The organism is Ahrensia marina (assembly GCF_042140245.1).
In the GTDB taxonomy this organism is placed as follows: domain Bacteria; phylum Pseudomonadota; class Alphaproteobacteria; order Rhizobiales; family MH13; genus MH13.
Genome location: NZ_CP159483.1, coordinates 813,839 through 839,213 on the forward strand (window position 1 = coordinate 813,839; position 25,375 = coordinate 839,213).

Consider the following 25,375-nt stretch of genomic DNA (forward strand, 5'->3'; position numbering starts at 1 on the left):
GATGGTCGGTGGGTTGTATGAGCTGATGATGGAGCTGCCTTCGTCTCGTTTGAAGTGTTAACGGTTTGTTAAGGTTTACAAATGGTGAAGACGGGAGCGGAAGATCTCTTTGAGGTCTGCGTGGCGTTCCTGATGGCAATGACCTTGGATAGGGTTATGCAGTGCTGGCGGGCAGAGGCTTATGAGTCTTTTCCACGCGCAAAAAAAAGAAGAGAAAAAATCTCTAAGAGATTCCTTTTTCCTTCTCATGTTTTCCCGCTGGCGATGATCAGCGATTTAAGGCCCTGAGGGCTGTACAAAGGATGATGTAGCGTGAGCAATCGGCTGTTGTTGGATGTATTGAAGGGCAAAGTGGGCCCACAGATGCCGATTTGGATGATGCGCCAAGCTGGTCGATATCTGCCTGAATATCGGGCCACGCGCGCGGAAGCGGGATCGTTTCTCGACCTTTGTTACAACCCAGAATTGGCGTGCGAGGTGACACTGCAGCCCATTCGCCGTTTTGGCTTTGACGGGTCGATCTTGTTTTCTGACATATTGGTTGTGCCGCATGCGCTGGGCCAAGATGTGCGGTTTGAAGAAGGTGTGGGGCCAGTTCTGCCACCCCTTGATAGCTCTGAGATCAATGCGTTGATCGATCGATTTGAATCAGAGTCAGAGCAGTTTGATGCGCATCTTGATCCGGTGATTGAGACCGTCAGGCTGTTGCGGTCCAGATTACCTGAAGAGGTGACTCTGCTTGGCTTCTGCGGAGCACCTTGGACCGTTGCAACCTACATGGTGGGCGGACGTGGCAGCCCAGACCAGGCAGCCGCTCGGAAGTTTGCGTTGAAAGAGCCCGAGGTTTTTGATCGCTTGCTGTCCTGTCTTGCTAGGGCTTCAGTGCGTTATCTCTCGCGACAGATCACAGCCGGCGCTGATGCGGTCCAGGTTTTTGACAGTTGGGCCGGATCACTGAGCCCGGCTGGGTTTTCTCGGTACAGCGTGACACCGATCGCTCAGATCGTAGACGGGCTGCGCCCCTTACATCCCGAGACGCCAGTTATAGGCTTTGCTAAAGGCGCGATGCACGCTCTTGGTAGGTTCAGCGAAGCGACGGGCATCGATGCTGTTGGTCTTGATTGGACGATTGATGTCGACGCGGCGCGTCAGCAGGTGCCTGAAACAATGGTGACGCAAGGCAATATTGATCCTCTGCTGATGACGGCTGGGCCGATGGCGCTCGAACAGGCTGTGGATCGCATGGTGGAGGGCGCTGTTGGTGTGCCGCATGTTGCTAATCTTGGTCACGGGATCACGCCTGATGGGCAGATTGACCAGGTGCATCGTTTCATTGAGCGTGTACGCTCTGGGAACGGCTAATGGCATCGTTGGCTGAACCTTCTGCTTTGAAACAGTATGGTGGACATGCGCTGGCCCTGGCGATTTTAGCGCTTGTCGTTGCCGGACTGGTCTATGTGTTGCCGACTGGCGCATATCTCTGGATGAAAGCTTTGCATGTGATCGCGGTGATCGCTTGGATGGCCGGACTGCTCTACCTGCCGCGCCTCTTTGTCTATCACGTGGATGCCGAGACTGGTTCGGTTCAGTCGGAGACGTTCAAAGTCATGGAGCGTCGGCTCATGAAAGCGATCATGACACCGGCGATGATTGTATCCACAATCACCGGGTTTTGGATTGCCATCGCTGTGCATGGGTTTCAGGGCGGATGGCTGCACGCCAAATTGGTGCTGATTGTCGTGCTTTTTGCCATGCACGGGCATTTGGCGGCGTCGGTGCGCCGATTTGCCGGCGATAACAATCAGAGATCCAGTCGCTACTGGCGGTTCATGAACGAAGTGCCCACACTTGCCATGATTGGCATCGTTGTTCTTGTGATCGTGCAGCCGTTCTAGAGCCGGTTTTTGCTGTCTTGGTGCGTCGGTTGGCTTGTGGTGTCTTGTCAAAGCCACAAACCTGTCTTACATGCGGCAGGGTAGGCGGGCGCTGCAGCGCACCATGAGTGATCTACTCAAATCTGGTGTGGCGAATCATTGTGATACGTGGCAGCGCTCAAGCAGGTTTCTCACCACCTCGCGTTCTGGCGTTCCCTACCCCTTCTCGATCACTTCTGATCTTTTTTCCGTCTTTCTGCTTGAACCAGACCAGCAGACCTCCACAGGCTAAATAGTATTTTCATGGAAGAAATCCGGCTTCAGGCCCTTAAAGCAAAATCCCCAACCGATCTTTTGGTTTTGGCCGAAGAGTTGGAGGTGGAAGGCGCCAGCGCTCTGCGAACGCAAGAGCTCATGTTTGCGATCCTCAAGCGTTATGCCGAACGCGATGTTGAGATCGTCGGCGAAGGTGTTCTTGAAGTTCTGCAAGATGGTTTTGGCTTTTTGCGCTCACCCGAGGCGAACTATCTGCCGGGGCCCGATGACATCTATGTCTCGCCCACGCAGATCAGAAAATTTTCTCTGCGCACCGGTGATACGGTTGAAGGTATTATCCGAAGCCCGAAAGAGGGTGAGCGCTACTTCGCGTTGGTGAAACTGATCACCATCAATTTTGAAGAGCCAGAGAAAGCGCGCCACAAAGTTCACTTTGACAATCTGACGCCGCTTTACCCGGATGAGCGCTTCAAGATGGAAGTGGATGATCCGACGCTCAAAGATCGTTCAGCGCGCGTGATCGACCTGGTTGCGCCGATCGGTAAAGGACAGCGTGCGTTGATTGTCGCGCCGCCGCGTACCGGTAAAACGACGTTGATGCAAAACATCGCGCACTCGATCACGACAAATCATCCTGAATGTTTTTTGCTTGTTCTTCTGATCGATGAACGACCAGAAGAGGTTACCGATATGCAGCGATCTGTTCGCGGCGAGGTGGTCTCCTCAACATTCGATGAGCCTGCGCAACGTCACGTTCAAGTCGCTGAGATGGTGATTGAGAAGGCTAAGCGGTTGGTCGAGCACGGCCGCGATGTCGTTATCCTGCTTGATAACATCACTCGTCTTGGCCGCGCCTATAACACCGTGGTGCCGTCGTCCGGTAAAGTTTTGACCGGTGGTGTGGATGCAAACGCGTTGCAAAGACCGAAGCGCTTTTTTGGTGCTGCCCGTAATATCGAAGAAGGCGGGTCGCTGACCATTATCTCCACGGCGCTTGTCGACACCGGTAGCCGCATGGACGAGGTTATCTTTGAAGAGTTCAAAGGAACCGGCAACTGCGAGATTGTTCTTGATCGCAAGGTTTCTGATAAGCGCGTCTTCCCAGCGATTGATATCTTGAAATCAGGCACGCGTAAGGAAGAGCTGCTGGTTCCGAAAGGTGATCTCGCCAAGATGTTCGTATTGCGTCGAATTCTGTCCTCAATGGGAACCGTGGATGCGGTTGAGTTCTTGCTTGATAAGCTGAAGGCAACCAAAACCAACTCTGATTTCTTCGATACGATGAACACCTAGGCGCACGTCTTGGCCGAATGTTTCACGTGAATCGATTCGGATAAGAAACGATGGCTGATACGGTTGCGGCGCTCTCCTCTGGACTGGTGCCAAGCGGCGTTGCCGTTATCCGCGTATCTGGCCCTCAAGTTCGATTCGCCCTCGAAAGGATCGCTGGTGGTGTTAGCGACGCGCGGTTGGCAACGCTTCGACCTTTCCGGGATCCAGATACAGGGCGCGTTCTCGACAAAGGTTTGGTCCTCTTTTTCCCAAAGCCGAACAGCTTTACCGGAGAGGATGTTGCTGAATTCCACTGTCATGGCGGTCGCGCAGTTGTTGGCGCTCTGTTGCAGGCTTTGTGGTCGCTTGACGGTATTCGGCCCGCGGAGGCAGGAGACTTTACGCGTCAGGCGTTTGCCAGCGGGAAACTGGATCTCACACAAGTTGAAGCGATTGGTGACCTCATCCATGCTTCGACGGCGCTCCAGTTGGATCAAGCCTTAGATCAGCTGGGTGGTGGGGCCGGTCGTAAGTTGATGGGTTGGAAAGATGCAATCGCTGATGCGCGAGCGATGATCGAAGCCGACCTTGATTTCTCCGATGAAGATGACGTTCCTGGATCAGTGATCGATTCACTACCGGAACAGCTAAAGGCGATACTGGTGGAGATGGACAATGAACTGTCGTCCTTCATTGCAGAAAGATTGCGAGACGGTTTTCGTGTCGTTTTGGCCGGTGCACCGAACAGCGGTAAGTCAACGCTCTTAAACGCTCTTCTGGAACGAGAGGCCGCCCTGGTGTCTCCAATCGCGGGCACCACGCGTGATCAGATTGATGTGTCCATAGATCTGGAGGGACTACCTGTCATTCTGACAGATACGGCTGGACTTCGTGCTCATGAAGAGACGGACGATCATATCGAGTCTATGGGTATCGAACGGGCGCAACATGCGGTTGAGCGGGCTGATTGTGTCGTCTGGCTTTTGGGGGGCGACAGTAATTCGGTGCTGAACAAGGGCGGTTCGGACTCAAAAACGATTCGGGTCCGATCCAAATTAGATCTATTGCCTGAGATGAATATCGAAAAAGGCGACGCAGATGTGGTGGTATCTGGGAAGACTGGCGAGGGTCTCAGTGTCTTAAAAAGCGCTATCGCGGATGCTCTTCGTACGGAGTACGGGCTAACCGAGATGACGAAAGCTGGCGTTGGCCGTCTTGCGCTAGATGCGCGCCGACGCGTTGCTTTGCAATCTGCGCGCGGACACCTTGAGGCTGGCCTGGCCCGATTGGAACATGGTGCGTGGTCCCTTGATCATTCAGCTGAGGAACTGCGTTTGGCTCAGCGTGCCTTGGGATCAATAACGGGCGATGTGGATGCCGAGCAGTTGTTGGACCGTGTTTTCTCTCGGTTCTGTATTGGAAAGTAACGTCGATCATTCCGTTGTCATGCGTTTCACGTGAAACGTGACTCAATCAAAACCCCATCATCACCTTCGTCGTTTCAGATCACCTCTGGTTTTGCTCATGTCTGCGACTTGAACCGTCGGTCAAACTGAGTCACCAAGCACTTTGGAAAATCACGCGTACTGAAACGGGTCAACGCGCTATGGCGTTATCACTGGACAATCAAACCACTCAGTTTGACGTCATCGTCGTTGGCGGTGGCCATGCAGGCTGTGAGGCGGCAGCAGCAGCGGCACGTCTTGGTGCGCAAACGGCTTTGGTGACACTTAAGGTGGAATCCATTGGCGTTATGAGTTGCAACCCAGCCATTGGTGGTCTGGGCAAAGGTCATCTTGTTCGAGAAGTGGATGCGCTTGATGGGCTGATGGGCCGTGCAGCTGACGCAGCTGGGATTCAGTTTCGCCTTCTCAATCGCCGTAAAGGCCCCGCGGTTCAAGGTCCTAGGGCACAGGCGGATCGCAAGCTTTACAGGGCGGCGATCCAGAATGCTCTTCGAAGCATAGAGAACCTTCATCTTTTGGAAGGTGAGGTTGCAGATCTGTGCTTGGCTGGTAGTGGCGCAGTGTCTGGCGTGATGCTGGCCAATGGACGATCTTTGGCCGCTGGCGCAGTGGTTTTGACGACGGGAACTTTCCTGGGCGGCCTTATCCATCTTGGAGACAGGAGTTGGCCAGCGGGACGCCATGGCGAAGAGCCGGCGCAAAAACTGGCAGAACGTCTACGCGCTATGGAGCTTCCCATGGCGCGTTTGAAGACGGGCACACCGCCGCGTCTTGATGGCCGTACTATTGCCTGGGATCGGTTGGAAGAGCAGCCTGGTGATGAGGTCCCAGTACCTTTTTCTGCACTGACAGAAGCCATTACCACTCCCCAAGTGTCGTGTTACATCACGCGGACAACGGCTGACACGCACACGATCATTGGGCGCAACATTCACCGTTCGGCGATGTATTCCGGTCGGATTGATAGCCGTGGGCCTCGCTATTGCCCATCCATCGAAGACAAGGTCGTTCGTTTTAAGGACCGCGACAGCCATCAAATTTTCTTGGAGCCGGAAGGCCTAGACGTTGATACCGTTTACCCCAACGGTATCTCAACCAGCCTCCCGGAAGATGTGCAGCGGGAGTTGTTGGCTTCAATTCCAGGTCTGGAAGAGGCAATCATCGAACAGCCAGGTTACGCGATCGAATATGATCATATCGATCCCCAGGCGCTGGATGCGACGCTGGAGTGTCGCGCTTTGCCAGGTTTGTTCATGGCTGGCCAGATCAACGGAACGACAGGTTATGAAGAGGCTGCGGCTCAAGGTCTTCTGGCTGGACTGAACGCTGCACGAAGAACCGATGACAGTGATTTGGTTCGATTCGGACGTGAAACGAGCTACCTGGGCGTGATGATCGATGACTTGACCTCGCGCGGGGTCACTGAGCCCTATCGCATGTTCACGTCCCGTGCCGAGTATCGATTGCGGCTTCGTGCCGATAATGCTGATCAGCGATTGACACAGATCGGTATTGATCTTGGGTTGGTCGGCGAGGGTCGTCGCCAGGCCTATGAAACCAAGATCAATTTGCTTACCGATGCGCGCGCAGACTTTGAGACTGTGAAAGCTTCGCCTCATGAGCTGGCCCGGCATGGCTTGAGCGTTAAGCAAGACGGGCGTGTGCGGTCGGCGTTTGAGGTCTTGGGGTTCCCAACAACATCATTGGACGATGTGCTGCGTGTTTGGCCATCGCTAACACAACACGGGACGAAGACTCTTCAGCAGGTTGCCGTTGATGCGCACTATGCAGTTTACGTGGATCGGCAGGATGCTGAGGTTGTGGCGTTGAACAAAGAAAGTTCGGTGGCTATCCCAGCAGACATTGATTTCGATGGTCTGCCTGGTTTGTCGAATGAGTTGAAACAGAGACTGAAAGCTGCACGTCCTGCTACGTTGGCTGAAGCACGCAGGCTTGAAGGTATGACCCCGAGTGCTCTTGCTTTGCTTTTGGTTCATGTCCGCAAGCGCGCAGCTTAGCTGCTTCGCTACTCTATTAGGTCGCGGCAAGGCGCTTCAGGTACAAGACTAGTTCTATGGATGATCGATTCGGACTCGAAACAGCTGAAGAGCTGGCGGGTGTTCATGTGCCAGATGTCGCTCGGCGTCAGTTGGTACGGTATGTTGAACTTCTGCGGAATTGGCAAAACGCCAAAAACCTTGTTTCAAAAGATACCCTGAATGACGTGTGGACCCGCCACGTCGCCGATGGGTTGCAGTTGCTACCATTGATCGGTGCCTGGTGTCCCGAGCGCGACCATCAAGATTTGCATGGCGTTGATCTCGGGTCAGGCGCGGGTTTGCCGGGCATGATTGTGGCACTCGGACAAGGCGCAACAAAGGTCGGCGAAGAAGGACTGTACCGCAAACATCAACCCCCAGGTCCTCTGCACATGACGTTGGTTGAAGCGAACGGTCGGAAAGCTTCGTTTTTGCGCACGGTTTCACGTGAAACAGAGGTCCCAGTAGCCGTCCTGAACCACCGTATTGAAGCCCTTCATAGCGATGCTCCGATCCCTGCCGACTTTGTTACCGCGCGCGCGTTGGCACCCCTTTCCAAACTGATCGAGCTTGCCAAACCCTGGTTGGACGTGAACGCAACCGCTTTTTTTCATAAAGGTGGGGAGTATGCCCGGGAGCTCGAGGAATGGACTGACGCTGATGCTTTTGACGTGGTAGAGCATGTCAGTGTCGTTGATCCAAACAGTCGCATCCTTCAGATCACGAAAAGGATGCGCAGAGACCAAGGCTAGCACCATGATGCATACGCCCCCCATACCGCCCATCCATCCTCGCCCGCGGGTTATCACTGTGGCCAATCAAAAGGGTGGTGTTGGCAAGACGACGACGGCCATCAATTTGGGCACAGCTCTTGCTGCTATCGGCGAGCAAGTTGCGATTTTGGACCTCGATTCGCAGGGCAATGCCTCAACCGGTTTGGGGATTGGTCCTCAAGATCGCACCATCACAAGTTATGAAGTGATGGCCGGTGAGGCCGGTCTTGCAGAGGCGGTTTTGCCGACGGCGGTTCCAAACCTTTCCATCGTGCCGTCAACGGTTGATCTTTCGAGCTTGGAAATGGAGATCGCGTCGGATCCCCAGCGCGCGATGCGGTTGCGGTCTGCGTTGCACACTTACCAGTCCAAGCAGATGGAACTGCCGAATGCAAAACGGCTTTCCTACATTCTGATTGATTGTCCGCCATCACTTAGTCTGTTGACGGTCAACGCCATGGCGGCGTCGCATGCGGTGTTGGTGCCGCTTCAATGCGAGTTTTTCGCGCTGGAAGGTCTCTCACAACTGCTGCGGACAGTGGATCAGGTTCGTGGCGCATTGAATCCAGAGTTGATCATTCATGGCATCGCACTGACTATGTTTGATGCGCGCAACAATCTGTCCAGCCAGGTTGTCGAAGATGTGCGCGAGGTCATGGGTGACAAAGTCTATTCGACCATGATCCCGCGCAATGTCCGCCTGTCAGAGGCGCCGAGCTATGGACGTCCAGCAATTTTGTACGATTTCAAATGTGCTGGAAGTCAAGCATATATCAAGCTCGCCCAGGAAATTATCGAGCGCGAGCGGGCGCTGCGCGCCGTTGCCGCGTAGTGTGAGGAACATCGATATGGCGGACGATGCATCCAAGCGCCGGTTGGGCAGAGGACTTGCCGCCCTGATGGGCGATGCGGTTCCAGAAAGTGTTGCTGTTGATCAATCCCGCAACACGCGACGGTTGCCAATTGAGCAAATAGCGCCCAATCCGCGCAATCCACGTGGGACGTTTGCCGAAGACGCGCTGGACGATCTGACAAAGTCTATCCGTGAAAAAGGTGTTGTTCAGCCGCTTTTGGTTCGCCCGATGAGCGAGGGCGCCTTCGAGCTTATCGCTGGTGAACGGCGTTGGCGTGCCGCGCAGAGAGCAGGGCTTGATATGGTGCCTGTGGTCGTTCGCGAGGTGGATGACAAGGAGTCGCTTGAGCTTGCTATCATTGAGAACGTGCAGCGCTCAGATCTCAATCCTTTGGAAGAAGCTCAAGGATATCAAAGTCTTATCGATAGTTTTGACTACACTCAGCAAGATTTAGCCTCGGTGATCGGCAAAAGTCGCAGTCACATTGCCAACACGCTGCGTTTGCTTCGCTTGCCCGAAGGCGTGCAGCTTTTCGTGTCTTCGGGAGCCCTTTCCGCTGGGCATGCAAGGCAACTTGTTGGGCGCGATGATGCAGCGGAGCTTGCGCGTAAGATTATCGACGATGGTCTTTCGGTTCGCGATGTGGAGCGTCTGGTTCAAGACAAGCCGCTCTCGGATGGAATGCTGCCTCATGCCAGCGCGCCTGATGATCGTACCGGTTTGGCCGATGCAGATACGCGGGCGATTGAAGCAAAACTTTCCGAACATCTCGGGCTGGATGTTCGTTTGAAGGCCAAGGCCAATGGATCAGGAACATTGAGCGTTTCCTACAAAAGCCTTGAGCAACTTGATGATTTGCTGCGCCGTATTGGTGCTGTTTAACGCTTGAACCTAGGGATCAGCGAGCGCCGCGCGACGCTTCAGAGGCAACACGCAGAACTTGGCGCTCCAAACGCGTGGCTTTGAGCGTTTGATCGAGACGCGTAGCGACCAGTTCTTCATCCAAGTAAGAAACACATCGTCGCAACCCAGGCGCGGTCCATCGGCAAAGCGCTTGTTCCATAGCTGCGCGCCTTTTGAAAAAGATCGGTGGGCGCGCCGATGACAGTGCCCGGTCTGGTGATGCCCCTCGCTCAATCTCGCTTTTCAACCTTTCCAGTGTTTGGCCATGGCGTAGCAGTATCTGCGTGATGACGGACGGTTCAAGGCCTTCGGCCAGGGCTCGCGCAAGTGCTTCAAGCGCACTGCTGCGGCGGCCTGCAAAGGCTGCATCGCTGACATCACTCATGGCGTGCGCCGATCCATCGACGAGAATAGCGTGTACGTGTTCGGTTGTGATCGTGCCATCATGACGAGCGAAAAGGCAGAGCTTCTCGATTTCAGACTGTGACATGGCATGGTCAGCGCCGAGCATTGCAAGCACATCATCTTGGGCTTCCCGATCGATACTCAGCCCATGGTCGTTCACCATTTTAACCAGTAGAGCGGCAACGTCGCGACGGTCGGCCGCATAGCAAGCGATCGCAGCGCCAGAGCCAGATTTTTCGATTCGGCTCCGCAACGGGTGCGTCTTTTTCAGGTCTCCTGCGACAATAACCACGGTCGCGTCGGCCGGTGGTGTCGCCAAAAGAGCCTCAACTGGCTTCATCAGGCCTTTGGGATCATCAAGTCGGGCTACCACTGTTTTTTGTCCACCAAACATCGCCACGCTGTCCGCTTCCTCGGCCAACCTTGCCGGGTCTTCGTTCAGCAATGAGGCGTCGAGGTCGACAAGCGTCATCGGGTCGGGATTGGGACCGGTCAAAGAGGCAACAAGCTGCTTTGCCCGCATAGAAACCCGTCCGCGGTCCGGGCCGTGGATCAAAATGATGGGTTGGTCTGCTGGAGGCTGCTCAAGGAAGCGTTCGATGGCTTGGCCCTTTACTTCAGCCATCAACGGCCAGCAGCAAAAGCCGCTGCAAGCTGTGCTTCAATTACCCGCGCAACATCGCGCGCCGCGCGCGCTTCAGCGTCAATCAAAGCTCTCTGGTTGGCAAACCGCTGATCGACTGAATCATAGGAAGCTGTTGAAATTACTGTGTTTTCTGCGATTGGCCTTTCGGCCCCTATAACAAAAAGCTGATAGCTTGCCGTTACGCGCACAGTGCGTGCAAAGGCGGCCCCTGTCCCACCGACACCCAGTGTTTGCGCGCCGCTGGAAGCGCGTAGAGCCAAACGGTATTGCGGTGTGGTCGAACCACTCCCAAGACCGAAAAACAGTTCGTTGCGAACAAGCTGGGTTGTGCGATCAGACGGTGCATCAATAGCAATCGCGCTTAGCGCGGATGCGGTGGCCGAACGACCTCCGGTGGCTGGCGATTGGTCACCATAAAGCGGGCTGACCTGGCATCCGGTAAGGGCAAGCGCCCCGACTCCGAACGCCCCAAGCAGAGCTCGGCGGGAAATCATATGTCGCAACGGGGAAGCTGTATCAGACAACGATGTTCACAATCCTTTGTGGGACAACGATCACCCTTTTCGGTGACTGGCCATCCAAAAGCTTTTGCACCGTGGTGTCAGTCAGAACCGCGGCTTCGACCTCAGATTTGTCGGCATCCTTGGCAACACTGATGTCGCCGCGTTTTTTGCCGTTCACCTGAATGGGCAGCACCACTGTGTCATCGTCAAGCAGGGTTCTGTCAACCTCGCTCCACGGTTTGGTTGCCAGCATCTGTTCGTTGCCCAGTTCTGCCCAGCACGCCTCGCACAAATGCGGGGTCATGGGCTGCATGGCTTCGACCAGCAGAGACACGGCTTCGCGGAGCGTCCAGATCATGTCTGCGTCGTTGCTCTTCTTGGAAAGCGCCTTGCTGATCGCATTGGTTGCGTCATAGATGCGGGCAACGGAGCGGTTGAAGGCCAACTTTTCCACATCGTCGGCAACGGCGGCCAGCATACGATGCATCACTTTGCGTAAGCCAAGCGCGTCTTGGGAAAACACATTGGGTTTGGCGTCGCTGAAACCATCCGGTGTTGCGGCTACCACATCGTTCACCAAACGCCAGACGCGCTGGATATGGCGGTGTGCCCCCTCTACACCTGCATCGGACCATATTACATCGCGCTCGGGCGGGGAATCTGACAGCATGAACCAGCGCGCTGTATCGGCGCCGTAGCTGGCAATGATCTCATCGGTGTCGACGACGTTTTTCTTCGACTTCGACATCTTTTCGATGGAGCCGATTTCAAGCACTTCGCCGGTGTCGATATGTTTGGCGATACGAGCTGAGTCTTCGCCCTCAATGAGAACCTTGGCTGGCTCGATCCAACCATCGGCTCCTTTGTAGGTTTCGTGCACCACCATGCCTTGGGTGAAGAGACCCTTGAACGGCTCGCGCACATCCATGTGGCCGGTGGCCTTCATCGCACGAGCAAAAAAGCGAGAGTAGAGCAGGTGCAAGATCGCGTGCTCGATGCCACCAATGTATTGATCAACAGGCAGCCAGGCTTCAGCGGTGCCTGGAATGGTCGGGCTTTCCGCGGAGCTGTCGGTAAACCTTGCGAAGTACCAGGATAAGTCCACGAACGTATCCATCGTGTCCGTTTCGCGCACGGCTTTTTTGCCACAGTTTGGGCAGTTTGTGTGCTTCCACGTCGGGTGGTGATCCAACGGGTTGCCTGGTTTATCAAACGACACATCGTCAGGAAGCTTAACCGGCAAATCACCAGCGGGAACAGGTACCGCGCCGCAGTCTTCGCAGTAAATCACCGGGATTGGACAGCCCCAATACCGTTGGCGTGAAACGCCCCAATCCCGCAAACGGAACTGCTCCTGGCCCTTGCCGAACCCTTGCTCTTCGGCCCAAGCAATGGTCTCATCCACGCCTTCGTCGCCTGTGGCTATCTCAATCCCAGCAGGTTGGTTCACATACCGTACTTTCTGTGATTTTGGCGGTACGAACGCCTCATTGGCCACCGGCGTATCGTCGTCCAATGCGTAATAAGTGTCAGTGACGGACAGATCGTATTTGCGCGCAAAATCAAGGTCGCGTTGGTCGTGCGCTGGACATCCAAACACTGCGCCGGTGCCGTAATCCATCAAAATGAAATTGGCGACCCAAACCGGAAGTGTTTGATCAGAGTAAACCGGATGCTGGACGGTCAGGCCCGTATCAAAGCCGCGCTTTTCGGCCTTTTCCAAAGCCTCTTCCGATGTCCCGGCACGGCGCACATCTGTGTTGAAGGCTGCCAGTTCTTTGTTGTCTTCCGCCAATGCTTGGGCCAGCGGATGTTCTGGTGCAATAGCAATGAAGCTCGCGCCCGCCAGCGTGTCGGGCCGAGTGGTGAAAACATCAATGCTTTCAAAGCCATGGGTTGCTTCGGTCAGCGTGAAGCCCATGTGAAGCCCGCGGGACTTACCGATCCAGTTGCGCTGCATCGTCCGGACTTTGTCCGGCCAATTGTCGAGCTCATCGAGGCCATCGAGCAAGTCCTGCGCGTAATCGGTGATTTTAAACACCCATTGCGCAAGTTCGCGCTGTTCGACCAATGCGCCCGAGCGCCAGCCACGCCCATCGATCACCTGCTCATTGGCAAGCACGGTGTGATCCACCGGATCCCAATTCACTCGACTGGTTTTGCGAGTCACCAAACCAGCTTTCAAGAAATCGGTGAACAGCATCTGCTGGCGATGGTAGTACTCAACATCGCAGGTTGCGAACTCGCGTGTCCAATCCAGGGATAAGCCCATGACTTTGAGCTGGCTGCGCATCGCGTCGATGTTCTGATAGGTCCAGTCGCGCGGGTGCACCTTGTGTTGCATCGCAGCGTTTTCCGCTGGCATGCCAAAAGCATCCCACCCCATTGGGTGCAGCACATTGAAACCGCGTGCGCGTTTGTAGCGCGCCACCACGTCGCCCATCGTGTAGTTGCGTACATGGCCGATATGGATGCGCCCAGAGGGGTAGGGAAACATCTCCAGTACATAATATTTGGGACGCGGATCGTCGTTTTGCGTCTCAAACACTGCCGCTTCGTTCCATTTGGCCTGCCAGTGCGGCTCTACAGCTTGCGGGTTGTAGCGCTCAGGCGCGTTTTGGCGTGAAGGACCGGTCATGAAGGCAATCGTCGCTCTGGAAACTTGGGGGGTGGTAGGGACGTCGTGCGTCCACGATTTGCTTAGAACTTGGGTGGTGGACCTTCACCAGAAAGCGCGGATGTGGTCAACCGTGCCTGAAAAGCTAGGAGCGTAGGGTGAGTGAAGCAGTAACACGGTGGACGGCGGTCTGCTCAACAATCCAAGAGGCCGAGCGCATGGCCGGACGGCCAAGTGGGGATGTGACCCTTGTTGCCGTGTCCAAAACTTATGACGGTGATGCTATCTGGCCCGTGATCGACGCCGGACAGCGCGTTTTTGGCGAAAATCGTGTTAAAGAGGCGATGGGCAAATGGCCGGCCTTGCGCGAGCGCTGGGCACATCAGTCTGACGACCCTTTGGTCCTTCATCTCATTGGACCGCTACAGTCTAACAAAGCCAAAGAGGCGGTTGCCACTTTCGATGTCATCGAGAGCATAGACCGGGACAAGATCGCTGGAGCTTTGGCCAACGAGATGGCCAAGCAAGGACGTGCCCTGCCCTGCCTCATCCAAGTGAACACGGGCCTCGAACCCCAAAAAGCCGGTATCGCCCCTCAGGACACAACCGCTTTCGTGACGCGTTGCCGCGAGGTTCACGGTCTCACCATTGAAGGCTTGATGTGTATTCCTCCGGTGGATCAAGACCCTGCCAACCATTTTGATTTGCTTGGTAAGCTCGCTAATGAAAGCCACCTACCAGTCCGGTCGATGGGAATGAGTGGAGACTACAGGGTCGCTATTGGCTGCGGTGCCACCCACGTTCGGGTGGGTAGCGCTATCTTTGGGGCGCGTGCGCCGGTGGCTTAAGCCGATCACACCACGTGAACAGCGGTAAGCTGCGCCAAGCGTGGTGCCAGTTTTGCAAACACTCTGGCTTCCAAAGCAACACAGCCCTCGGTCTCGCGCATTTGATGGTCCTCGATGCGGGCCTGGTGCAGAAAAATGGCTGAACCGCGCCTATGCGCGCGCCGCGAGATGTTCCAATCAAGAATGATCAGACGATCATAAAGATGATCCTCGCGCGTCAAAACCTCGTGCGCGTGTGGGTGGGGCAACGAAACTGGGGTGTTATAGGTTGGTGTGAAAGCAGCATCGCACCAACCGTCTTCCGGTTTGATTCGCTGCCAGAACGATTCGTAGCCGAAAGGTTTGTGCGCCCTGTCACCCCGGAATCGCCCACTTACAATAGGCAATGGACCGCGAGGTGTGGCGCTGTCGCCTTCGCGTTTGTTGCCTGTGATCCCCGCTTTTCCCAAGGCGCAGGCATAGGCTTTGCGATCCAGCAAAAACCGACCAAGGTGCCGCGTGGCCGGGCTTTGCGGTGCACGCACCACAATGGCGAAGCGCTTCGGTCGTGGTGCTGCGGCATGAAAATGTCGCTTTGCCCAACCTTTTCTATACCTTGGCCTGTTTAGCATACGCGCGAGTGTGCGGTCTGGCGCGCTTGCGCGCAAGCGCGGCCTTGCCGTAAAGCACGTGTGGGGGTCTGACGCACATCTTTTGGATGTCAGCCAAACTGAAGGTAGGGTTATGAGCCGACGTATGTTGCTCATCGTGGACGATGATACCGAGCTTGCAGGCGCTCTTCAGGAGCAGTTTGCGCTCTATGATGAATTTGCCACGCATCATTGTGACAGCGCACAAGCGGGCATTGCGTATGCTCGCGCCAATGATATCGATCTTGTGATTATGGATGTCGGCTTGCCTGACCTTGATGGTCGCGAGGCGGTGCGCTTGTTGCGCAAGAATGATTTCAAGGCGCCGGTGATTATGCTCACCGGGCATGACACCGATTCCGATACGATTTTGGGTTTGGAAGCTGGCGCCAATGATTACGTCACCAAGCCATTTCGCTTTGCCGTTCTTCTGGCGCGCATTCGCGCGCAGCTTCGTCAGTTCGAACAGAGCGAAGATGCTGTGTTTCAGATGGGGCGCTACACGTTCAAGCCAGCAGCCAAGCTCTTGCAGGATGGTGAGGGCAAGAAAGTACGCCTGACGGAGAAAGAGACTTCGATCTTGAAGTTTCTTCATCGTGCTGGCGGCAAACCGGTGGCGCGCGATGTGCTGCTCTCTGAAGTTTGGGGTTACAACGCTGCGGTGACAACGCACACGCTGGAAACCCATATCTACCGCCTGCGGCAGAAGATCGAGAGCGATCCCAGCCGTGCTGATCTCCTGGTGACCGAAGCGGGTGGTTACAAGCTGGTCTCTTGATCCATGCTAGCTGGACCTCTGCGATTGTTTGGGATGCCATATGAGCCTCGCCTCCGACATTGCCGTTTTGCGGCGCGTCCCGTTCTTTGAACGGTTTGGCGATGAGCATTTGCGCCTGCTCGCCTTTGGCGGCGAGAACCAGCATCACGACGCCGACGCGACGCTTTTTCGTGTCGGTGATCCAACCGAAGGCGGTTATGTCCTCCTTTCCGGCCAGATTCGCCTGACGGATGGTAGCCCTGATGACGAGGGTGAGAGGTTTAAGGTTGGTACTTTGCTTGGGCAGCGTGCGCTTCTTGCACCCACGAAGCGTCGCCATTCCGCGATTGCTGTTTCCCGCGTGGAAGTGCTGTTGATCCGCCGGTCGCTCTTTGTGCGGATGCTCTCAGAGTTTCCCGATCTGGCAGCTCAGCTTTATGCGGATATGTCTGATGAGCTACGCACCCTTACGGGGCGCGCTTCTGTGGTTGTGAGCGGCCGTCGGCCACTTTGACAGGCCAACCTTACGCGTAGTCGACGATAACTGGGGCGTGGTCAGAGGCTTTCGTCCAACTTCGTGCGTCGGTGTACACCGATATGCCCGTTGAGCGCTCAGACCACTTTTGGCACGTCCACACATGGTCTAGGCGGCGGCCACGGTTGGAGGCGGCCCAGTCTTTGGCGCGGTAGCTCCACCAGGTGTAGAGCTTCTCTTCCATCGCGACGTGCCGACGCATGGTGTCGGTGTATCCCAGCGCTTCGCGCGTTGCCTCAAACAGCTCTGTCTCAACAGGCGTGTGTGACACCACTTTCAAGAGCTGTTTGTGCGACCAAACATCCTCTTCATAAGGCGCGATGTTGAGATCCCCGGCGATCAGGGTGGGCAAAGACGCATCGGCTTGAAGTTTGTCACCCATCTCGGCGACGAAACGCAGCTTGTGATCGAATTTCGGATTGGTGACAACGTCCGGCTCGTCGCCACCAGCGGGTACATAGAGTGAATGAACCCGAACAGCGTCGGCATTGCTCAGCGCTTTTGGCAAAGCCACTGTTGCTGCCACGTGGCGTGCATCGCCCATCGCGCAAAAGTCGACCCGATCGATGTCGCTGAGCGGCAAGCGCGAAACGATAGCTGAGCCGTGATAGGCTTTCTGGCCATGAATGGCCATGTGCTCGTAGCCCGCTGCGCGGATTGCTTTGGCCGGAAACTCTTCCTCGCGACATTTGGTTTCCTGCAAGCACAGCACATCAGGCTGATGCTCGTCGAGAAAACGTGTCACTTGCTCAATGCGCAGGCGCACTGAGTTGATGTTCCAGGTTGCTAGGCGGAAGGCAGCAGAGTGAGCTTTGGTCATCATGCAGGCTTAAGCTCGTGGAGAGGGTCGAGCAAGCAATGACGTCGACCCATCCCCTTGTTATTGGCTCTACTCGCCGCGATTGAGGTGGTCGATGTAAAACCAGTTTGGATCGGTTGGGCGGCCATACTCCACCTCGAACAATGCAACCGTGGTTTCAAACCCCTGTGGGTCCGTCACTGTCCATTGCTGAATTTCCAGAGGTTCCTGCGTAGCCGTGATCGCAATACGTCCACGCCCGATCGGCGTTTCGTCCTGCATCATGACGGTAACTGTGTCTTCTGAGGTTGAGACATCCAGAACATTGCCATCACCGACCAGATCAACCCGTTCTTCCAGCAGGAAGCGCAGAGGTGTCTGGGAAATCGGGTAGAGGTCGTGGGTTCCCACCGATGCATCGCGGACCACGAGGCCTGTCCCATCGGAAACGATTTCCAACCGTGATGGCGGCAGGTAGCGGAACAGCAGACGCCCAGGGCGATGAAGAACAAAATAGCCTTCGGTGCGCTCACCGGTTGGGCCAACTTGAATGAACCGGCCCTGCATGGTCTCAAGGGAATTGATGTGACCGGAAAGGCGTTCCACTTCGCCAATGTCTTCCTCGGTTAAAGCCCCTGGGAAAGTGTTCACAGCGCTGGCAGGCACCGCTGCGAACAGACCCAATGTCAGCGCGGCTGATGTGGCAAGAACGGCAAGGCCTGATGTGAGGCGGGATGAAAAGGCGGGCACGGGCATATCCTTAAAGGTGGTCCATCAGTGATGTTGGCGCAGAACAAGCGAATCACTGCGACCGGAGTGTGGCAAACCCAACCTTAACGCCAGCTGAGCGGTCCGTTAATCGGCGAACCGATCATCGTCTTCACCCAACTGCATGAGAACCTCGCGTTTGCCAGCATGATTGGCGGGACCGATCAGCCCTTCCTTTTCCATGCGTTCGATGAGCGAGGCGGCCCGGTTGTAGCCGATGCCAAGACGGCGCTGAATGTAGCTGGTGGATGCTTTCTTGTCGCGCATGACAACAGCAATGGCCTGTTCGTACGGGTCATCAGACTTTTCTAGCCGCGAGATCGATTTCTCCGTTGGGTCAGCGTTCGGATCCTCGTCATCATCGCTCTCTTCGGTGATGGTGTGCAGATATTCCGGTACGCCTTGAGCTTTGAGGTGATCGACAACCAGTTCGACTTCTTCGTCTGACACGAAAGGTCCATGCACGCGCTGGATGCGCCCGCCACCTGCCATAAACAGCATATCGCCTTGGCCAAGCAGCTGCTCACCGCCCTGTTCGCCCAGAATGGTGCGTGAATCGATCTTCGAGGTCACTTGGAAAGAACAGCGTGTTGGGAAGTTGGCTTTGATCGTCCCGGTGATGACATCGACTGATGGGCGCTGCGTGGCCATAACGATATGGATACCAGCAGCGCGCGCCATCTGCGCCAAACGTTGGATAGCGCCTTCGATCTCTTTGCCTGCAACCATCATCAGGTCGGCCATTTCATCGACCACGATGACCAGCATAGGCATCGGCTCGTAAGACAGTTCCTCGCGCTCGTAGACCGCCTCTCCAGTGTTCTCATCGAAGCCGGTCTGAACCGTGCGACTGATGATTTCGCCTTTCTTTTCAGCCTCTTTGACGCGAGCGTTGAAGCCATCGATGTTGCGCACACCGAGCTTGGACATTTTGCGGTAGCGGTCTTCCATCTCCTTGACCGCCCATTTCAGTGCGACCACAGCCTTGCCGGGATCGGTCACGACCGGCGTCAGGAGATGAGGAATGCCATCATAGACCGAGAGTTCCAGCATTTTTGGATCAATCAAGATCAAACGGCATTCTTCGGGTGTCCAGCGATAGAGGATCGACAGGATCATAGTGTTGATCGCCACCGATTTACCCGAACCGGTGGTACCAGCCACCAGCAAGTGTGGCATGCGTGCGAGGTCAGCAATGACCGGTTCGCCGCCGATGGTCTTGCCCATGGCCAGAGGGAGATTGCCTTTGGCTTTTTCAAAGTTTTGCGAGGCCAGGATCTCTGAAAGATAGACCGTCTCGCGGGTGTTGTTCGGCAGTTCGATGCCGATGGCGTTGCGCCCTGGGATCACAGCCACACGGGCAGAGATCGCGCTCATGGAGCGGGCAATGTCGTCGGCGAGACCGATGACGCGGGCCGATTTCACGCCTGGTGCAGGCTCAAACTCATAAAGCGTGACCACAGGACCTGGGCACACATTGATGACTTCGCCCGTTACCCTGAAATCTTCCAACACGCCTTCCAAAAGCCCGGCGTTACGCTCCAGAGCTTGTGGCGAGAGTGCCTTCTGGCCGGTTGAAGGGGCTTCAGAGAGAAGATGGAGCGGCGGCAGCTCAAAGTCTTCGCCATCTTTGATCAGCGAGGCTTGCGCTTCGCGCGCAGCGCGCTTGCCAGGTTTCGGCTTTGCAACTTCAGCCACACGCGCGTTGGATCGCGAAGCCGGGCCGCGCGTTGGTGCTGGCTGTGGTGCATATGCAGGCTCTGCTTGGCGCGGTTGATCCACCCATGCGGCGGGATTTTCACTGTCGAGCGGCGGCATGTTGGCCGGTATGGCTGCCTCGTAAGGCGGTGCTGGTTCAAATTGTGACCAATCGTCTTCAGCCATGGGTGCGGGCTGTTGCGCCGGCATCGGTGCAGAGTGGGGAGCAACCTGTTGCATATGCGCCATCTGAGGTTCGGCCGCGATAGGCTGAAGTTGCGGTTGGTCCCAAGCTGCTTGCGGTGTTTGCTCAGCATAGCCCGGCTCATCCTGCGCGAACTCGGGTTCTTCGGAGGCGCGCAGACGTGCGTTGAGCGTGCCAAGGTCGGGGCGAACCGGCGGATAGGCCCGGCGACTGCCTGGCAGCAGGCGTTTCACCGCTGCGAGGCTCGAGTAGCCCAGATGGGTTGCATGTCCCATGGCCAATTGCATGCGACCAGGGCGATCTTCGTCCTGAAAATCCTCGTCCTCGTCTTCCCAATACTCTTCCTCCACGCCGTCGGCGCGGTGCACGCGGCGTGGTTCAATGCGCATGTCGGCAGGTGAAGGCGGGGTTGGCAGAACGGGCGTTGCAGCTGTTTGGCGGAACGTGATGATGGCCGCTGGGATCGCAAGGGTGGCGACGATAAGGCCCGGGATAAAGGGCACGGGGATCAAGCCGTGTGGCAAGGCGATCAGTCCATCGCCAACCAAACCGCCAAGGCCGATGGGCAGGGGCCAAGCGCCTGACAAAGGTAACAAGGCCAACAGAGCGCAGCACGCCGCCGTAAAGCCGAGTGCGTAGGCAATGCGGCGCGGTTTGGCTTCCAAACCACCATAGGTCATGAGGTGCCAGCCCCAGATGACCACCGGAACCAAAAAGAAGACCGCACCAAGACCCAAAATCTGCATGACAAGATCGGCAAAAACCGCGCCTGGGCTGCCCAACATGTTGGTCACAGGCGCTGCGGTGGCGTGGCTGAGGCTTGGGTCCGCCACCGACCACGTGGCAAGCGCAAGCACCGCCAAAGCAGCACAGGCAATCAGTGCCAAGCCCGATAGTGTTGCCGCTTGGCGCCGCATCATCGCTTTGATCAAGCTCGTGTCGAGCAAGGGCGTATCAAAAGTGCGCATGGTCCGGATGTTTTTGGTCCGCATGATGGTTTCCGTTCTTACGCAAACAAGGTGGCAAGACGGGAGAGCGCCTCGGCCGTGGTGGGTTCGTCGTCAACCAGGGCCAGCCTTAATCGGTCTTGGCATGTGGTTGGTGTTGTTGGATAGGCGAGATAAGAGCCAGGAATCGTGCGCAGGGCCTGGTTCTCCCAGAGCTGTAGGGCTGCATCCACATCCGTGAGTCCTGAAGGCAGTTTCAGCCAAAGAAAGAAACCTGCGCCCGGTGTGGCCTCGCTGAGATGGGCACCAAGGGTGTCTTCGACCAAAGTCCATTTCTTGACGTAAAGCGTGCGACTCGCCATGACGTGAGCCTCGTCTTTCCAGGCCTCAGTTGCAGCGGCTTGCAAGGGGATAGGAACCTGGGGCCCACCCATGGTTCGCAGCTTCAGGAACGTCGCCATAAAGGCCTCATCCCCTGCGGCGAATCCGGTGCGAAGCCCTGGCAGATTGGAGCGTTTGGACAGTGAGTTGAAGCTCACAACATGGCGGAACCCGCCAGCGCTACGCGCAGCCACTTCCAGCACACCCGGCGGTGCATCGTGGCGGTAGATCTCGGAATAGCACTCGTCGGCGAAAAGGTAGAAGCCATGCAGGCGTGCAAGCTCAATCCAGGCATGCCAGTCGCTGTGTAAGAGTATTTGACCTTGCGGGTTGGTTGGCGAGGCAATGTAAGCGGCTACGGTACGCCGCCAAACAGCCTCTGGAATGCCCTGTCCGCGCGTGTCGGTTTCATCCAGCAGAACCACATCGCACTCGGCCATCAAGGCGCCCGCCGCGTAGGCCTGATAGAACGGGTTCTGCATTACAATCACGGGCCGTTCGACATCATGGCGCATGTCGCGTGCGGTGCGTGCGGCCAAAACCAGCCCCTCACGTGAGCCATTGAGCGGCAAAATCTGTGCGTCGATATCAAGTCGGTCGCGTGGCAGGTTATAGCGACGGATCAGCCATTCGCCGATGGATTGGCGATGCTCCGGTATGCCTGTGCTGGCTGGGTATTTGGCAAAGCCGGCTTGGGCAGCACTTAGTGCTTGAAGCATGCCCTTGGGCGGTGCATGGCGCGGTTCGCCAACCGTCATGGTGATCGGTTCAAGATCAGGGTTGGGACGCACGGGTGCCAGCAGGGCTTCAAGCCGTTTGAACGGTGAGCCTGTCTCATAAACAAACCGCCGGATGTCAGCATGCGCAATCACGATGCAGACCCCCAGCGTTCGGCGGATGATGGAACGCAAAACATGTGCGCTCACCGTCGCACCGGATGGTTAAATCTGGCTTAAGGGGAGTGTCACAAGAGGGTATCCGCATGGGACGTTTGGTGGGGGTTCGCCTTCACAATCGGCCCACGAAAAAGGGCCCGGAGAGTGATCTCCGGGCCCAGTTCATGCGGCGGGAAAACAGCCGCTTTGGGAGACAAATGCTCGGTTTAGGCTTTGCCGGCACCGAACTCGGGATAGGCTTCGACGCCGATCTCGGCTTTGTCGAGACCCAGCATCTCATCTTCCTCAGACACCCGGATGCCCATGGTGGCTTTGAGGATGAACCAGACAACTGCCGAGGTGACGACCACGAAGGCGCCGACGATGATGATTGGCACAACTTGGCCGACCAGCGTCGCATCGGAGTTGGTGAGCAACACAGCCAGCGTGCCCCAGATACCTGCAAAGAGGTGAACTGGGATGGCACCGACAACGTCGTCGATTTTCAGCTTGTCGAGCAGTGGCACAGTGATCACCACGATCACACCACCAACGGCACCGATCAGAGTTGCTGCGCCAAGACCTGGAGTCAGCGGTTCAGCTGTGATCGAAACCAGGCCAGCCAGCGCGCCGTTCAGAACCATCGTCAGATCGACCTTCTTGTAGAGGATCTGGGTGAGGATCAGGGCGGCAATCGCACCACCGGCAGCGGCTGTGTTGGTGTTGGAGAAGATGCGTGAGACATCAGCGGCATCACCAACAGAACCCAGAGCAAGCTGGGAACCACCGTTAAAGCCGAACCAGCCGAGCCACAGGATGAATGTGCCAAGCGTTGCCAGCGGCATGGACGAGCCAGGCATTGGGTGGATTTCGCCACCAGCACCGAACTTGCCTTTGCGGGCACCCAGGATGATCGCGCCGGTAAGAGCGGCCCAGCCACCAACCGAGTGCACAACTGTTGAACCAGCAAAATCCAGGAAGCCGAACTGGCTGTCCAAGAAACCACCGCCCCATTTCCAGGATGCCTGGATTGGGTAGATGAGCGCGGTCAGGATGAGCACGAAGATCAGGAACGGCCAGAGCTTGATGCGCTCAGCCAGTGTACCGGACACGATCGATGCCGTGGTGGCGCAGAACATCAGCTGGAAGAAGAAGTCGGAGCCAGTGGAGGCATAACCGATGTCATCAGCGGCATCAGCGGAGACGCCAACAGCTTCAAGCGCCGCCAAGGCGAACGCGCCGAGGTAACCGCCGGTTTCGTCGGTGCCAATGGACCAGGAACCCAGCGGATACATCAGGTTGTAGCCGATCAGATAGTAAGCAACAGCGGCGATGGAGAAGAGGCCGATGTTCTTGGTACACTGCATGGACACGTTCTTGGAACGCACCAGGCCAGCTTCGAGCATGGAGAAGCCAGCGGCCATCCACATGACGAGGAAACCGCCGATGAGGAACAAGGTCGTGTTGAAGACGAAGACCGAATATTCAGGCACTTCCGAGGAGGCCATCGCTTCGGTGGCGTCTTGCGCCAGCGCCGGCGCTGAAAGGGCGAGAAGCGCAGCTGAGGCTGCCATCCCGACCTGAAGATAACGCTTGGACATGAAATTACCCTTTGCTTGGGGAGAGATTTACAGCGCTGCCGCGTCGGATTCGCCGGTGCGGATGCGGATGGCTTGATCGAGGCCGTAAACGAAGATCTTGCCATCACCGATCTGGCCGGTTTTGGCTGCCGAGGAGATGGCTTCCACCACCTTGTCGATGAGGTCTGCCGAAACGGCGACTTCAATCTTCAGTTTGGGCAGGAAGGAAACGGCATATTCTGTGCCGCGATAGATTTCTGTGTGGCCTTTTTGCCGGCCATAGCCTTTGACTTCCGTGACAGTCAGGCCCTGCACGCCAATGGCGGTCAGGGCATCACGAACTTCGTCGAGCTTGAACGGCTTGATAATGGCCATGACGATTTTCATACGCGTGTCGTCCTATTCTTCTACACGTTGGCCTTGCACGAACGATGTGCGCTGCTGTGATGAGCACCCGCCGCCCGCAAGCTAAAACCGGATGACACCAGGGGGAGACGATCCGGGCCGCAAGGGCTGGGCTGGCACGCCGCTGCCTTGCGAACGCCACAATTCATCCAAGTTTCGTGCCAGATTCAGATTTTTCGTGTAAAATATTGAAATATATAAAAAAAATGATTCGCTAGTAAGCTGCTATGAACAGGCACACAGCAGAGTCTTAAAAATCGGTAAGACATGCCTGCTTTTTGTGCAGGTTGCAGTGCAACATAATGCCTAAGAAATAGGCATACCAATCTGACAGCTTATCTCACGGCCGACTTTGCTTAAGGCTTGGGCTTGTTTGGACGGATCAGCCCCTCTTGCGCCGTGGAAGCGACCAAATCTCCGGCACGGTTGTAGATCGCGCCGCGCGCAAACCCACGTGCAGCATGGGACGATGGCGCGTCTTGGGCGTAGAGAAGCCAGTCCTCGATGCGAAACGGCCTGTGGAACCACATGGAATGATCAAGGCTTGCTGCTTGGATGGCGCGTGAGAAGATCGACAGGCCATGGGGAAAGAGGGCGGTGTCCAGCAGCGTCATATCTGACGCATAGGCCAAAATGGCTGCGTGGACGCGTGGATCATCGGCGAACGGCTCTGGTACCGGAGCGGTGGAGCGCAGCCAGACATGTTGCTCCGCCGGTTGGGGTTGATCGGACGTGTAGTGGTCAAAGCTGGTTGGGCGTAATTCCAGGGGGCGCTCACGCTCCCAGTATTTGCGGATGGGTTCCGGCGCGACTTGCATGAATGTCGCTTTCATATCGGACTCATCGGCCAGATCCTCCGGTGGCGGCACGTCTGGCATGGCGCTGTGGTGCTCAAACACATCCTCTTCGGTGACGTGAAACGAGCATGACATGGAGAAAATCGCCTTGCCATGCTGGATCGCCACAATGCGTCTGGTGGTAAAGGAGCGCCCATCGCGAATACGATCCACCTCGTAGATGATCGGGATAGACGGATCGCCGGGCCTCATGAAATAGCCGTGAAGCGAATGCGGGTGGCGGTCGACGTCCACGGTCTTGCAGGCGGCCATCAAGGCTTGGCCAATGACTTGGCCGCCGAAAACGCGTTGCCAGCCAGCATCTGGCGAGATGCCGCGAAAGAGGTTCTGTTCGAGAACTTCCAGATCAAGCACGCGCATCAGCGCCTGCATGGAGGCATGGCCCTTCTCTGATGTCATCGTCAAAACCTTTCTCTGCTCCCGGCCACTGGCCGGGTGAGACAGTGTGCGTGCTTGTGTTTTG

Annotated in this window: 22 protein-coding genes; 11 read left to right on the top strand and 11 right to left on the bottom strand. The window is 56.4% G+C overall.

Features of this window, described 5'->3' with window-relative positions:
* Positions 1-312: 312 nt before the first annotated feature.
* The 8 genes from hemE (at position 313) to ABWH92_RS04030 (ending at position 9,436) form a co-directional block, all read left to right on the top strand.
* Positions 313-1,362 (top strand): uroporphyrinogen decarboxylase, encoded by a 1,050-nt coding sequence (hemE, locus tag ABWH92_RS03995; protein WP_375572361.1) that lies wholly within the window; start codon positions 313-315, stop codon positions 1,360-1,362.
* On the top strand, positions 1,362-1,895 hold the full coding sequence (gene hemJ, locus ABWH92_RS04000) for a protoporphyrinogen oxidase HemJ (RefSeq protein ID WP_375572363.1): 534 nt from the start codon (positions 1,362-1,364) through the stop codon (positions 1,893-1,895). Before hemE ends, hemJ begins: the two co-directional genes overlap by 1 nt.
* Before the next feature lie 282 nt (positions 1,896-2,177).
* Positions 2,178-3,443 (top strand): transcription termination factor Rho, encoded by a 1,266-nt coding sequence (gene rho / locus ABWH92_RS04005; RefSeq protein WP_375572365.1) that lies wholly within the window; start codon positions 2,178-2,180, stop codon positions 3,441-3,443.
* Positions 3,444-3,493: 50 nt separating this feature from the next.
* Positions 3,494-4,849: a tRNA uridine-5-carboxymethylaminomethyl(34) synthesis GTPase MnmE gene (gene mnmE, locus ABWH92_RS04010; RefSeq protein WP_375572367.1), complete on the top strand. Its 1,356-nt coding sequence runs from the start codon at positions 3,494-3,496 to the stop codon at positions 4,847-4,849.
* A 179-nt stretch (positions 4,850-5,028) separates the two neighbouring features.
* A complete protein-coding gene (gene mnmG / locus ABWH92_RS04015) occupies positions 5,029-6,906 on the top strand; it encodes a tRNA uridine-5-carboxymethylaminomethyl(34) synthesis enzyme MnmG (protein WP_375572369.1) in 1,878 nt (625 codons plus the stop codon).
* Positions 6,907-6,962: 56 nt separating this feature from the next.
* Entirely contained in the window at positions 6,963-7,679 is a 717-nt protein-coding gene (rsmG, locus tag ABWH92_RS04020; RefSeq protein ID WP_375572371.1) for a 16S rRNA (guanine(527)-N(7))-methyltransferase RsmG, read from the top strand.
* A gap of 4 nt (positions 7,680-7,683) precedes the next feature.
* The gene (locus tag ABWH92_RS04025) at positions 7,684-8,532 is read left to right on the top strand and encodes a ParA family protein (RefSeq protein ID WP_375572373.1); all 849 of its coding nucleotides are present in this window, start codon (positions 7,684-7,686) and stop codon (positions 8,530-8,532) included.
* A gap of 16 nt (positions 8,533-8,548) precedes the next feature.
* Entirely contained in the window at positions 8,549-9,436 is an 888-nt protein-coding gene (locus ABWH92_RS04030) for a ParB/RepB/Spo0J family partition protein (RefSeq protein ID WP_375572375.1), read from the top strand.
* 16 nt (positions 9,437-9,452) lie between these two features.
* Here ABWH92_RS04030 and holA read toward each other — a convergent pair whose 3' ends face one another.
* The 3 genes from holA to leuS are packed head-to-tail and all read right to left on the bottom strand — an operon-like array spanning position 9,453 to position 13,649.
* Entirely contained in the window at positions 9,453-10,487 is a 1,035-nt protein-coding gene (gene holA, locus ABWH92_RS04035) for a DNA polymerase III subunit delta (RefSeq protein ID WP_375572377.1), read from the bottom strand.
* On the bottom strand, positions 10,487-11,032 hold the full coding sequence (locus ABWH92_RS04040; protein ID WP_375572379.1) for a hypothetical protein: 546 nt from the start codon (positions 11,030-11,032) through the stop codon (positions 10,487-10,489). The genes holA and ABWH92_RS04040 overlap by 1 nt, the downstream gene beginning before the upstream one ends.
* On the bottom strand, positions 11,025-13,649 hold the full coding sequence (gene leuS / locus ABWH92_RS04045) for a leucine--tRNA ligase (protein WP_375572381.1): 2,625 nt from the start codon (positions 13,647-13,649) through the stop codon (positions 11,025-11,027). Before leuS ends, ABWH92_RS04040 begins: the two co-directional genes overlap by 8 nt.
* 137 nt (positions 13,650-13,786) lie before the next feature.
* On the opposite strand from leuS, the gene ABWH92_RS04050 reads away from it, so the two are divergent.
* Positions 13,787-14,476, top strand: a complete 690-nt coding sequence (locus tag ABWH92_RS04050) for a YggS family pyridoxal phosphate-dependent enzyme (RefSeq protein ID WP_375572383.1) — start codon at positions 13,787-13,789, stop codon at positions 14,474-14,476.
* A gap of 5 nt (positions 14,477-14,481) precedes the next feature.
* On the opposite strand, the gene ABWH92_RS04055 is transcribed toward ABWH92_RS04050, so the two are convergent.
* Positions 14,482-15,000 carry a L,D-transpeptidase gene (locus ABWH92_RS04055; protein WP_375572385.1) on the bottom strand — a complete coding sequence of 173 codons (519 nt, stop codon included), beginning with the start codon at positions 14,998-15,000 and terminating at the stop codon, positions 14,482-14,484.
* Positions 15,001-15,199: 199 nt separating this feature from the next.
* Between ABWH92_RS04055 and ABWH92_RS04060 the strand changes: the two genes are divergently transcribed.
* Together ABWH92_RS04060 and ABWH92_RS04065 are read left to right on the top strand one after the other, a co-directional pair.
* Positions 15,200-15,883, top strand: coding sequence for a response regulator transcription factor (locus ABWH92_RS04060; RefSeq protein WP_375572387.1), 684 nt, complete (start codon positions 15,200-15,202; stop codon positions 15,881-15,883).
* A 40-nt stretch (positions 15,884-15,923) separates the two neighbouring features.
* Positions 15,924-16,376: a Crp/Fnr family transcriptional regulator gene (locus tag ABWH92_RS04065; RefSeq protein WP_375572389.1), complete on the top strand. Its 453-nt coding sequence runs from the start codon at positions 15,924-15,926 to the stop codon at positions 16,374-16,376.
* A 10-nt stretch (positions 16,377-16,386) separates the two neighbouring features.
* Here the strand turns inward: ABWH92_RS04065 and ABWH92_RS04070 are convergent, their stop codons facing one another.
* The 7 genes from ABWH92_RS04070 to tesB all read right to left on the bottom strand — a co-directional run bounded on the left by ABWH92_RS04070 (position 16,387) and on the right by tesB (position 25,311).
* Positions 16,387-17,217, bottom strand: a complete 831-nt coding sequence (locus ABWH92_RS04070; protein WP_375574180.1) for an exodeoxyribonuclease III — start codon at positions 17,215-17,217, stop codon at positions 16,387-16,389.
* A gap of 69 nt (positions 17,218-17,286) precedes the next feature.
* Positions 17,287-17,946 carry an outer membrane lipoprotein carrier protein LolA gene (locus tag ABWH92_RS04075; protein WP_375572390.1) on the bottom strand — a complete coding sequence of 220 codons (660 nt, stop codon included), beginning with the start codon at positions 17,944-17,946 and terminating at the stop codon, positions 17,287-17,289.
* Positions 17,947-18,051: 105 nt separating this feature from the next.
* The gene (locus tag ABWH92_RS04080) at positions 18,052-20,859 is read right to left on the bottom strand and encodes a DNA translocase FtsK 4TM domain-containing protein (RefSeq protein WP_375572391.1); all 2,808 of its coding nucleotides are present in this window, start codon (positions 20,857-20,859) and stop codon (positions 18,052-18,054) included.
* A gap of 14 nt (positions 20,860-20,873) precedes the next feature.
* Positions 20,874-22,121 (bottom strand): aminotransferase class I/II-fold pyridoxal phosphate-dependent enzyme, encoded by a 1,248-nt coding sequence (locus ABWH92_RS04085; RefSeq protein ID WP_375572392.1) that lies wholly within the window; start codon positions 22,119-22,121, stop codon positions 20,874-20,876.
* A gap of 176 nt (positions 22,122-22,297) precedes the next feature.
* Positions 22,298-23,671: an ammonium transporter gene (locus ABWH92_RS04090; RefSeq protein ID WP_375572393.1), complete on the bottom strand. Its 1,374-nt coding sequence runs from the start codon at positions 23,669-23,671 to the stop codon at positions 22,298-22,300.
* A gap of 27 nt (positions 23,672-23,698) precedes the next feature.
* Positions 23,699-24,037: a P-II family nitrogen regulator gene (locus ABWH92_RS04095; RefSeq protein ID WP_375572395.1), complete on the bottom strand. Its 339-nt coding sequence runs from the start codon at positions 24,035-24,037 to the stop codon at positions 23,699-23,701.
* A gap of 374 nt (positions 24,038-24,411) precedes the next feature.
* Complete coding sequence (gene tesB, locus ABWH92_RS04100) at positions 24,412-25,311, bottom strand: acyl-CoA thioesterase II (RefSeq protein ID WP_375572397.1); 900 nt, start codon at positions 25,309-25,311, stop codon at positions 24,412-24,414.
* Positions 25,312-25,375 lie beyond the last annotated feature (64 nt).

Coding starts and splice junctions, on each gene's coding strand:
- hemJ (WP_375572363.1), top strand. CDS start 1,362: ATGGCATCGTTGGCTGAACCTTCTGCTTTGAAACAGTATGGTGGACAT.
- rho (WP_375572365.1), top strand. CDS start 2,178: ATGGAAGAAATCCGGCTTCAGGCCCTTAAAGCAAAATCCCCAACCGAT.
- mnmE (WP_375572367.1), top strand. CDS start 3,494: ATGGCTGATACGGTTGCGGCGCTCTCCTCTGGACTGGTGCCAAGCGGC.
- mnmG (WP_375572369.1), top strand. CDS start 5,029: ATGGCGTTATCACTGGACAATCAAACCACTCAGTTTGACGTCATCGTC.
- rsmG (WP_375572371.1), top strand. CDS start 6,963: ATGGATGATCGATTCGGACTCGAAACAGCTGAAGAGCTGGCGGGTGTT.
- ABWH92_RS04025 (WP_375572373.1), top strand. CDS start 7,684: ATGATGCATACGCCCCCCATACCGCCCATCCATCCTCGCCCGCGGGTT.
- ABWH92_RS04030 (WP_375572375.1), top strand. CDS start 8,549: ATGGCGGACGATGCATCCAAGCGCCGGTTGGGCAGAGGACTTGCCGCC.
- holA (WP_375572377.1), bottom strand. CDS start 10,487: ATGGCTGAAGTAAAGGGCCAAGCCATCGAACGCTTCCTTGAGCAGCCT.
- leuS (WP_375572381.1), bottom strand. CDS start 13,649: ATGACCGGTCCTTCACGCCAAAACGCGCCTGAGCGCTACAACCCGCAA.
- ABWH92_RS04060 (WP_375572387.1), top strand. CDS start 15,200: ATGAGCCGACGTATGTTGCTCATCGTGGACGATGATACCGAGCTTGCA.
- ABWH92_RS04065 (WP_375572389.1), top strand. CDS start 15,924: ATGAGCCTCGCCTCCGACATTGCCGTTTTGCGGCGCGTCCCGTTCTTT.
- ABWH92_RS04070 (WP_375574180.1), bottom strand. CDS start 17,217: ATGACCAAAGCTCACTCTGCTGCCTTCCGCCTAGCAACCTGGAACATC.
- ABWH92_RS04080 (WP_375572391.1), bottom strand. CDS start 20,859: ATGCGGACCAAAAACATCCGGACCATGCGCACTTTTGATACGCCCTTG.
- ABWH92_RS04090 (WP_375572393.1), bottom strand. CDS start 23,671: ATGTCCAAGCGTTATCTTCAGGTCGGGATGGCAGCCTCAGCTGCGCTT.
- ABWH92_RS04095 (WP_375572395.1), bottom strand. CDS start 24,037: ATGAAAATCGTCATGGCCATTATCAAGCCGTTCAAGCTCGACGAAGTT.
- tesB (WP_375572397.1), bottom strand. CDS start 25,311: ATGACATCAGAGAAGGGCCATGCCTCCATGCAGGCGCTGATGCGCGTG.